This is a genomic window from Protofrankia sp. Cas3, from assembly GCF_963555955.1.
GTDB lineage: Bacteria > Actinomycetota > Actinomycetes > Frankiales > Frankiaceae > Protofrankia.
This window is the reverse complement of record NZ_CAUVXP010000208.1, coordinates 1-8,386: the sequence shown is the minus strand read 5'-3', so window position 1 is coordinate 8,386 and position 8,386 is coordinate 1. Positions and strand designations below refer to the sequence as shown.

Annotated in this window: 10 protein-coding genes; 4 read left to right on the top strand and 6 right to left on the bottom strand. The window is 68.4% G+C overall.

What is annotated here, in order from left to right; translation table 11 throughout:
• Positions 1-176: 176 nt before the first annotated feature.
• Positions 177-899, bottom strand: a complete 723-nt coding sequence (locus U9983_RS25010) for a TetR/AcrR family transcriptional regulator (RefSeq protein ID WP_322756363.1) — start codon at positions 897-899, stop codon at positions 177-179.
• 479 nt (positions 900-1,378) lie between these two features.
• On the opposite strand from U9983_RS25010, the gene panB reads away from it, so the two are divergent.
• Positions 1,379-2,323: a 3-methyl-2-oxobutanoate hydroxymethyltransferase gene (gene panB, locus U9983_RS25005; RefSeq protein WP_322756361.1), complete on the top strand. Its 945-nt coding sequence runs from the start codon at positions 1,379-1,381 to the stop codon at positions 2,321-2,323.
• Between the two features lie 97 nt (positions 2,324-2,420).
• Here the strand turns inward: panB and U9983_RS25000 are convergent, their stop codons facing one another.
• The 3 genes from U9983_RS25000 to U9983_RS24990 all read right to left on the bottom strand — a co-directional run bounded on the left by U9983_RS25000 (position 2,421) and on the right by U9983_RS24990 (position 4,431).
• A complete protein-coding gene (locus U9983_RS25000; RefSeq protein ID WP_322756362.1) occupies positions 2,421-3,191 on the bottom strand; it encodes a helical backbone metal receptor in 771 nt (256 codons plus the stop codon).
• Between the two features lie 143 nt (positions 3,192-3,334).
• Entirely contained in the window at positions 3,335-4,015 is a 681-nt protein-coding gene (npdG, locus tag U9983_RS24995) for an NADPH-dependent F420 reductase (protein ID WP_322756360.1), read from the bottom strand.
• A 272-nt stretch (positions 4,016-4,287) separates the two neighbouring features.
• Positions 4,288-4,431, bottom strand: a complete 144-nt coding sequence (locus U9983_RS24990) for a hypothetical protein (RefSeq protein ID WP_322756359.1) — start codon at positions 4,429-4,431, stop codon at positions 4,288-4,290.
• 151 nt (positions 4,432-4,582) lie between these two features.
• Between U9983_RS24990 and U9983_RS24985 the strand changes: the two genes are divergently transcribed.
• Entirely contained in the window at positions 4,583-4,801 is a 219-nt protein-coding gene (locus tag U9983_RS24985) for a hypothetical protein (RefSeq protein WP_131747529.1), read from the top strand.
• A gap of 108 nt (positions 4,802-4,909) precedes the next feature.
• Here the strand turns inward: U9983_RS24985 and U9983_RS24980 are convergent, their stop codons facing one another.
• On the bottom strand, positions 4,910-5,875 hold the full coding sequence (locus U9983_RS24980; RefSeq protein WP_322756358.1) for a tyrosine recombinase: 966 nt from the start codon (positions 5,873-5,875) through the stop codon (positions 4,910-4,912).
• A 245-nt stretch (positions 5,876-6,120) separates the two neighbouring features.
• Here U9983_RS24980 and U9983_RS24975 point away from each other — a divergent pair, with 245 nt between their 5' ends.
• The gene (locus U9983_RS24975) at positions 6,121-6,744 is read left to right on the top strand and encodes a hypothetical protein (RefSeq protein ID WP_322756357.1); all 624 of its coding nucleotides are present in this window, start codon (positions 6,121-6,123) and stop codon (positions 6,742-6,744) included.
• 110 nt (positions 6,745-6,854) lie between these two features.
• Positions 6,855-7,673: a PKD domain-containing protein gene (locus U9983_RS24970; protein ID WP_322756356.1), complete on the top strand. Its 819-nt coding sequence runs from the start codon at positions 6,855-6,857 to the stop codon at positions 7,671-7,673.
• A gap of 101 nt (positions 7,674-7,774) precedes the next feature.
• On the opposite strand, the gene U9983_RS24965 is transcribed toward U9983_RS24970, so the two are convergent.
• Positions 7,775-8,386 (bottom strand): NUDIX hydrolase (locus U9983_RS24965; RefSeq protein ID WP_322756355.1); only part of this gene is annotated, 612 nt, incomplete at its 5' end.

Here is an 8,386-nt window from a genome sequence, read left to right as displayed (position 1 = left end):
CCACCGCAACCGTAGTTTATCCGTTGTTATCAGCGTGGGTTGCGGGAGCCCTCAATGATCCTGGCGGGCATGGGTGAGCACAACGTGGCCGGTCGACCGCCGCCCGCGCGAGACCGGCCCCATGCATCCGCGACTCCCCAGTTCGCCAGCATGCTCCGGGCGCTCTAATCGGCCGGCTAGTGGGGTGGCCACATGACGTCACCGGGTGGATCCTGTCGCCTCCTGTCGGTGGGGCCGACCCCGGCGGCGGCGTTCGCCGCAGAGCCGGACCGCGCGACGATCCCCCGCAGGATGGTGTCGACCACGCCCACGATCCGCGAACCGCTGACGTCGCTCGAGCGTCCGGTGTACTGCCAGTACGCGACAGAACCAATCAACACATCAGTGATCAATTCGACGTCGATGTCTGGACACAGCTCTCCCGAGGCGATGCCGCCACGCAGAACAGTGGCGACCCGCTCCCGGGCCGGAGCCATGACCCGCTCACGGTAGGTCTCGAAGAGGTCGGGGTGCGCCTCCTTCTCCGCCAGCAGCCTGGGCATGATGCGCCCGGACAGCGTCTGGATGTTGTGCCTGCGCACGGTGTTCAGCCAGGCGACGAGATCGTCACGTATCGATCCGGTCTCGACTCCCCCCGACACGTTGGCCAGCGTTGCCAGCGCGTCCGAGACCAGCACATCCTTACTCGGCCATCGTCGGTAGACGGTGGCCTTGCCGACACCGGCCCGCGCCGCGACGGCCTCCATCGACAGCCCGGTGAAACCGCTGTCGGCGAGCGCCTGTAAAGTCGCGTCGATAATCGCCTCATCACAGCGGGTGTCCCGTGGGCGCCCCGGCGGGCGGAACGTCGGACCGGTTCCCGTTGACCGCGCTGATCCGGGCGGCCTTCCGGCCGACATCGTCACCGCGCGTACCGTGCTGGCGAGCCGCCCCGGGGATGCCCGGAATCCCTGCGACGCATCGCGCCTCGCGTTGCACCTCGCGTTGCACCTTGCGTTGCGCCTCGCATCGCCTGTCGCGTCGCCCGGACCCGCCTGCGTCCAGCCCCGCCGTACCCACAATGGCTCATCGAATCCGCCGTCCGCCGTGTTGACCCGACCATCAGGGCGTGCCTCGATAATTCAAGATCGAAGCCTACGGTGGTGTGCGTCCGGACGCATCCGTTTGACAGGCAGCCACCGGGATGGATCGACTTCGCGCGCCCGCCGCGGTCAGTGATCAGGTCGGCGATCAGGTCGGCGATCAGGTCAGCGATCAGATCGGCGACCAGATCAGCAGGAAGCGGTCGGAACCGCGCAGAGCGTGCGTCCGCCGACGGTGGCAGCATGGTAGGTACGCCGGGACGCGCCAGCGCCTGGACGGACTCACAGGAGATCGGATGGAAACCTCAGCAGGAGTGTGTTCCCAGGTCACCTCGGTGGCTGTGGAGGCGGCAACGCTGTACGGCGCGCCGACCGCCTCAGCCGCATCGAACGCGGCCGGGGCTGCGGCCCCACCCGGCGCGCCGGGTGGCAGCTGGCCACGACGGGGCAGGACCACCGTCCGGGACGTGCAGGCGGCGAAGAACCGCGGGGAGAAATGGGCGATGCTCACCGCCTATGACGCGAGCACCGCTCGGATCTTCGACGACGTGGGCGTGCCCGTGCTGCTCGTCGGTGACTCGGCCGCCAACGTCATCTACGGCTACGACACCACCGTTCCGGTCACCGTGGAGGAGATGCTGCCGCTGGTGCGGGCGGTCACGCGCGGGAGCACCCACGCGATGGTCGTCGCGGACCTGCCGTTCGGGTCCTACCAGGGATCGGTGGAGCAGGCGCTGGCCACCGCGGCGCGCTTCCTGAAGGACGGCGGCGCCCAGGCGATCAAGCTGGAGGGTGGCGCGCGGGTGGTGCCGCAGGTCGCCGCGTTGGTTGCGGCCGGCATCCCGGTCATGGCACACCTCGGGCTGACACCGCAGAGCGTGAACGTCTTCGGTGGCTACCGGGTACAGGGACGTGGCGACGCCGGCGACGCGTTGCTCGCCGACGCGCTCGCGCTGGAAGCTGCCGGCGCGTTCGCCATCGTGCTGGAGGTCGTCCCCTCGGATCTCGCCTGCCGGATGAGCAAGGAACTCACCGTCCCAACCATCGGCATCGGCGCGGGCGCCGACTGCGACGCGCAGGTTCTGGTCTGGCAGGACATGGCGGGGCTCACCGAGGGCAATGCCCCCCGGTTCGTCAAGCGCTATGCCGACCTGCGGTCGACGCTCGCGGACGCGGCGCTGCGGTTCACCGCGGAGGTCCGCGGTGGCACCTTTCCCACGATCGAACACAGTTATCAGTAGTTGAACGTATCTGTAACTGAACGTATCTGTAACTGACCGAAACCGGTGGCGGACGGGTTCGCCCGCCACCGGTTTCGGTCAGGCCAAAGGGTTCCGGTCAGGCGACCGGGTGGGCGAGCTGGGCGCCGAGCACCGCGCGGGCCGACACCAGCGATGGTCCGTACCAGGTCAGATGGCGCCCTGACACACATACCGCGGTCATTCCCCCAAACGCCTCCGGACCGTCCGTCGGGCTGAACGGATACGGCTCGTCGGGCAGCACCACGAGCTCGCAGGCAGCCATGTCATCCACGCCCATGTCGCCTACGCCCATGTCGTCTGGACGTATCCGGGGATAACGCTCGGAATGCTCGGCCAACACATTGTCGACGCCGAGCCTGCGCAGGACGTCACCGGCAAAGGTGTCGCGCCCCACCGCCATCCAGGGTCGTCGCCACACCGGAATCAGAGCGGTCCGCCGCTCGCCGGTGTAAGGGACCGCCCAGGTCGCGCGCGCGGCGTCCAGCCACCGGGGCCGAGCCAGCCCACAGGCATGACGCAACATCCGATCGAGGCTCACCAGCGCGGCGTCCACCGTGGTCGGTGCGGTCACCCACACGGGTATCCCGGCTGCCCGCAATCCTTCAAGATCAACTATACGGTTCTCTTCAGCGTTGGCACAGACGACGTCCGGCGCGAGTGAGATGATCCTGGCCAGGTCCGGATTCTTCGTCCCACGTACGCGCACCACGTCGAGTCCGGCCGGGCGAACGCACCAGTCCGTGGCCCCGACCAGGAGCCCGGGTGCGGTGACCGCGATGGCCTCGGTGAGGCTCGGCACGAGCGAGACCACGCGGGCAACCTGGCCGGGCACGTCCACGACAAGCATAAGATCATCAAGTTCGGGATCATCCCGGCTGTCCGCCGTCACCGTGCGCGCCCGCTCCCGTAGATTCGGTGGAGTCCGCCTTCCAGGATGGCACCTACTGGACGATCCTGCATGATCGCCGGATTCCGACGGAGGCGAGCCGGTCAGATGTCGGTCACACGCAAGCCGGCGTGGGCCTTGTAGCGCCTGTTCACCGAGATCAGGTTCGCGGTCAGGCCCTCGACCGAGGCGGCGTTACGCAGTTTGCCGGCGTACACACCGCGCATCCCGGGAATCCTGGCGGCAAGGGCCGCAACGGTGTCGGTGGCATGGCGGTCATCACCCAGCACGAGGATGTCGGTGTCCAGCGCGTCGACCGTCTCATCGGCCAACAGCACCGCGCTGACATGATGAAAAGCGGCCACGACGGTGCTGTCCGGCAGCAGCATCGCGGCCTGCTGGGCTGCGCTGCCCTCGGGGACCGCAAGCACAAACGCTCCCCCCTTGTCAAAACCGAGCGGGTTCACGCAGTCGACGACAATCTTACCCGCCAGTTCCGCGCGGAGGCTGACCAGCAGTTCCCCGTGGCCTTCCCAGGGCACGGCGACAATCACGATGTCACCCTGGGCGGCTGCGGCGGAGTTGTCCGCGCCGATGACGGGCAAACCTGCCGCGCTCAGCTGCGCAGCGGCATCCTGTGCCCGCTCGGCCGAGCGCGAGCCCAGCACAACCTGGTTGCCGGCGATCGCGAGGCGGCGACCGAGGCCGCGACCCTGCGGGCCGGTACCGCCGAGAATGGAGACCGTCAACAGCGAGACGTCAGGAAGATCGTGAGGGGAACCCATGGCCATATCCTGCCGCACATCCCACTTTCGGGGCACTGTGATCATAAGACCGGTGCTCGCCGCCGACCCACCCGATCGCCGCTCAACACCAGGCCAACACGATGCTGGCCACGGATGCCGGACACGGATGCCAGTCCTGGATGATGGACACGGCGGAATCAACCGCAAGGATAGCCGCACACCTTGATTCACTCCCAGGTACCCCCCGTATCGGAACCACCGGCGGATGCGGGACTATGCCTTCACAACATGACACCTACGAACTTTGATCCTCACGAACTTTGATCATTACGTAGGAGGTTGGCGGACCCGGGGCCGAAGTCGTCTCGGAGCTGTAGCGGTACCGGCCAGGCACCCGAGCAGGCACCCGAGCAGGCAGAGGAGTAGCGGAAGGTGAACGACGCAAGCAGCCCCATGACCGCGACCCTTCGCGAACCGGATATAACATTACGTGATATCCATGGCGTGCTGGGGAACCCCGGGCGCGCGTCGTTCGATGACGGGTCGTACCGTTCCATTCCACGAACAGCGGCGAGATCCACGGAGTCAGGCGGGAGAGGTCGAGCAATGGCGGACGTATCGGTTCGCTTCGCGATGACGAACGACAGCGAAGTGGTGCTCAACCTGTCGCTGCCGCAGGCACTGCGCCTGATGGAGGCGATCGCACGCAAGGTCGGTGAGACGCTCGCCGAACGCAGCACACAGAACGTGGGTGGGGTTGGCGGCGTGCCCGCGCCCGCGCCATCCAACGGCATGCCGAGCCTGGGGCCCTACACCCCGTCCTGACGTCGGTCGGTGCTCCAGGGACTACGGCCTCCGGGCGCGCGATCTGACGATCGTCGCGCGCCCTTTGGCCCGCTGGCGACCCGGGGGCCACGGCCTCCGGGCGCGCAATCAACCCCGCCGCGGCCGTTCGCTACTGAGCGCCCGCGGATGCGAGGTCGCATACACCTCACGCAGTCTGTCCACCGTGACCAAGGTGTAGATCTGGGTGGTACTGACCGAGGCGTGACCCAGCAGCTCCTGCACAACCCTGACGTCCGCTCCGCCATCGAGCAGGTGCGTCGCGAAAGAATGGCGCAGCACATGCGGTGACACGCCGTCCACCCCGGCCGTGAGCGCCGCCGCCCGCAGAGCCGTCCAGGCGCTCTGCCGCGACAGGCGGGTTCCGCGGCGAGACAGGAACACCGCCGGGGAAGCCCGCCTGCTCGCCAGGACCGGGCGGGCCCGGGTCAGGTAGGCCGACAGGGCGTCTTGGGCGTACCGGCCGAGCGGGACGACCCTGGCCCGGCCGCCCTTGCCCTCAAGGCGCACGGACGCCCCGTCCAGGTCGAGGTCGTCGACGTCGAGACCCACTGCTTCCGATATCCGCGCACCCGTGCCGTACAGCAGTTCCAGCAACGCGACAGCCCGCAGCCGTCGACTCCCCTCCACCGGGTCGCCGCCGGCCGGGCCGGACGCCGCGGCGAGCACTGCCACCACCTGGTCCACCGTGAGCGCTCTGGGCAGCCGGCGCGGCGGGGTCGGCGGGCGCACCGGTTGGGACACGTCGCAGGTGACCTCGCCTTCCTGGACCGCAAAACGGTGCAGCGACCGGACCGCGACGAGCATCCGTGCCACTGACGACGCCGCGAGTGGCGGGTGTCCCTGCGCACCTTCGCGCAGCGTGGCCGCGAACTCCGCCACCTCGGCCTCGTCGACGTCGTCCAACAACCGGACCTGGCGGGCGCTCAGATGTTCCAGGTACCGACGAAGATCATGCCGATAGGCGAGGACGGAGTTGCGGGCGAGCCCGCGCTCACCTTCCAGATGGTCCAGGAAGCGCTCCACCATGGCCCCGGGCACCCCCGACGTGCTCATCGGCACACCGACGGCGTCGGGAGCGGCCGTGCCGACACGGCCAGCAGCGCCGCCATGTACAGCAGAATCGCCGGCCGTGCAACCATCCGGTATGTCTGCGCTCGCCATCGAGGTGAGTGTAGGTGCACGGCTGACAACATCCACCGATATCGCGCCGATCGCCCGCGCCCGGGTCGGACGACATGCGATTTGGCGATTTTTGCGGATCCTGTCCCCATCGATGACGATTTGAGGCTATCCTTCCAATGGTGCGGACAGAAAGCAGACAGTTACGATTCGTCTGGCTCCTGCCGACCGCCGCCCTCATCCTGATGGGTACCGGCTGTGGCGGCGGTGGGGCCGCAACCGGTGCCTCCGCTCCGCCCAAGGTGCAGGCGCTGGACTCGGCCGGGGTGCGCAGCGCATCACCATCGGGCGACCGGACCGACCTCGCGACGCCCGCCGCGACGCCGTCCGCATCGGGCAGCCCTGACCTCTTGCACATGGCGCTGACCACGGTCAACGCATACTTCGAGGAGATCAACAAGGCCAGTCTGGAGGGACGCGTGGCAGACGTGAGCGCAACGGCGATGCCCGGATGTCAGACCTGTGCGCTCGACATCGGGGTCACCCAGAACTTCCACAGTCAGGGCGGACACACCGACGTCGGTCCGCTCGCCGTCAGCCCGCTGACCTTGGGCCCGAGTGGCGAGAAGGCGATCACCGCGCAGATGACCGTGGCCATCAGAGCGGTTCGGCTGCTGGACACGACCGGCAATGTGATCAAGACCTATCCAGCGCAACCACCGCGCGCCGCGACGGCCATGCTCTGGCTGACCGCCGCCGGCTGGCGCATCGAGAACGTCCTGTACTCCAGGGGACCGTCATGACGGCGCATCCGGATCACCACACACGGTGTCACCCCAATCCAGGCCACCACGTTCCAGGCGGCCGCAGGCGCGGCGGACCGGCCGGCGGTGGCGGCACTGTAAGGCGACTGATGGCGGTCGTCTGGCTGGTCGCCGCCATCGTGCTGCCGACGGCATCCGCGGCCCATGCGGAACCAGGCTCACAACCGGGCTCCCTGTGCGCGGCCGTGTGGGGCTACTGCGATACCCGCGCCACCGACAACGGCTATGCCTACACCTTCAGTGGTGGACGGCTGCACAAGGTACCCGCGACCACCGCAACCGCCAGAACAGCGGACGCCTGCGCGGACTGCCCTGTCCGCCTCGACTTCTGTGCTGTCGGCCCGGAGACGACCGGCTTCGAGCAACTGCTCTGGGCCGCCTTTCCAGAGGCCGCCGCGGACACCAACGCGCTGTGCGACCCGAAGGCCATTGCCGCCGCTCCCACGCTCGCGCAGGTACAGGCGTCCCTTGTCAACTACCTGCGAGAACAGGCCCTGCCCAGACCCACGCTGGTCGTCCAGCCCAACGGGCGAAGTTTCGCCAACCTGCCCACCGTGCTCTATACGCCGGTCCCGCCGAGCTTCACGTTCAACGTCGACCAACCGGTGTTGGCCACCATCAGGGCGGCGCCGCACTACCGGTGGGACTTCGGCGACAGCACCGTCGGCCCCGATGCACCCGGCCGCCCGTTCGACCCGGCGATCTCACCCAAGGACCACCCGGACGCCTATGTCGCGCACGCCTACGCCAAACCCGGGACCTACACCGTCACGCTCACGGTCACCTGGCAGGGGACGTTCGCCGTACCCGGTGTCGGCCAGGCGTTCCCCCTCGCCCCGGTGACGCTGACGGCGAACGCAGCCGTCGTCGTGGACGAGGCCAGCGGCGTCCTCACCGGCAACCGCTGACCCGACGCACGCAGCGCTGCAGCCCGGCGTCCGGCGGAACAACCGCCGGACGCCCACGGTCAACTGTCAGGCACCGAAGGTCAACTGTCAGGCACCGAAGGTCAACCGACGGGACTGGGACGGTCCTCCCACGGCGCATCCACCGGGCGTAGCCGGGTGAACCCGTCCAGGCGGGCGGTCGCCACCGCCAACAGACCGACAACGGCCATGGCGTTGGTGATCGAGCCGTCCATGACCCGGCCGACGGCACGGTCGAGATCCACCCGCGCGATCTGCATGTCCGCCTCCTCGTGAACGCGGACATGCTGGTCCGCCACGGGAACCGCCGCGAGCTCGCGAGCGAGGAAGACCCGGTACACCTCGTTGGTCATGCCGGGTGACGCGAGCACGTCGACCAGCAGATCCCAACGCCCGGCCGTGAGGTTCGCCTCTTCGGCGAGTTCGCGTGCCGCCGCCTCGACCGGCGGCTCGCCGGGTACGTCCAGGATGCCGGCGGGCAGCTCCCACAACGGTCGACGGACCGGATGACGGTACTGGTACACCATCACCACCCGGTCGGCCTCGTCGAGCGCCACCACTCCGACCGCACCCGGGTGCACGACGACATCGCGCTGGGACACCCCGCCATCGGGCATCCGCACCGCATCCCGGCGGACCGAGATGATCCGTCCGGTGAAGGCGATGTCGCTGTCAACGACCTCATAGCGATGCCC

Coding starts and splice junctions, on each gene's coding strand:
- U9983_RS25010 (WP_322756363.1), bottom strand. CDS start 899: ATGTCGGCCGGAAGGCCGCCCGGATCAGCGCGGTCAACGGGAACCGGT.
- panB (WP_322756361.1), top strand. CDS start 1,379: ATGGAAACCTCAGCAGGAGTGTGTTCCCAGGTCACCTCGGTGGCTGTG.
- U9983_RS25000 (WP_322756362.1), bottom strand. CDS start 3,191: ATGCTTGTCGTGGACGTGCCCGGCCAGGTTGCCCGCGTGGTCTCGCTC.
- npdG (WP_322756360.1), bottom strand. CDS start 4,015: ATGGGTTCCCCTCACGATCTTCCTGACGTCTCGCTGTTGACGGTCTCC.
- U9983_RS24990 (WP_322756359.1), bottom strand. CDS start 4,431: ATGGGGCTGCTTGCGTCGTTCACCTTCCGCTACTCCTCTGCCTGCTCG.
- U9983_RS24985 (WP_131747529.1), top strand. CDS start 4,583: ATGGCGGACGTATCGGTTCGCTTCGCGATGACGAACGACAGCGAAGTG.
- U9983_RS24980 (WP_322756358.1), bottom strand. CDS start 5,875: ATGAGCACGTCGGGGGTGCCCGGGGCCATGGTGGAGCGCTTCCTGGAC.
- U9983_RS24975 (WP_322756357.1), top strand. CDS start 6,121: ATGGTGCGGACAGAAAGCAGACAGTTACGATTCGTCTGGCTCCTGCCG.
- U9983_RS24970 (WP_322756356.1), top strand. CDS start 6,855: ATGGCGGTCGTCTGGCTGGTCGCCGCCATCGTGCTGCCGACGGCATCC.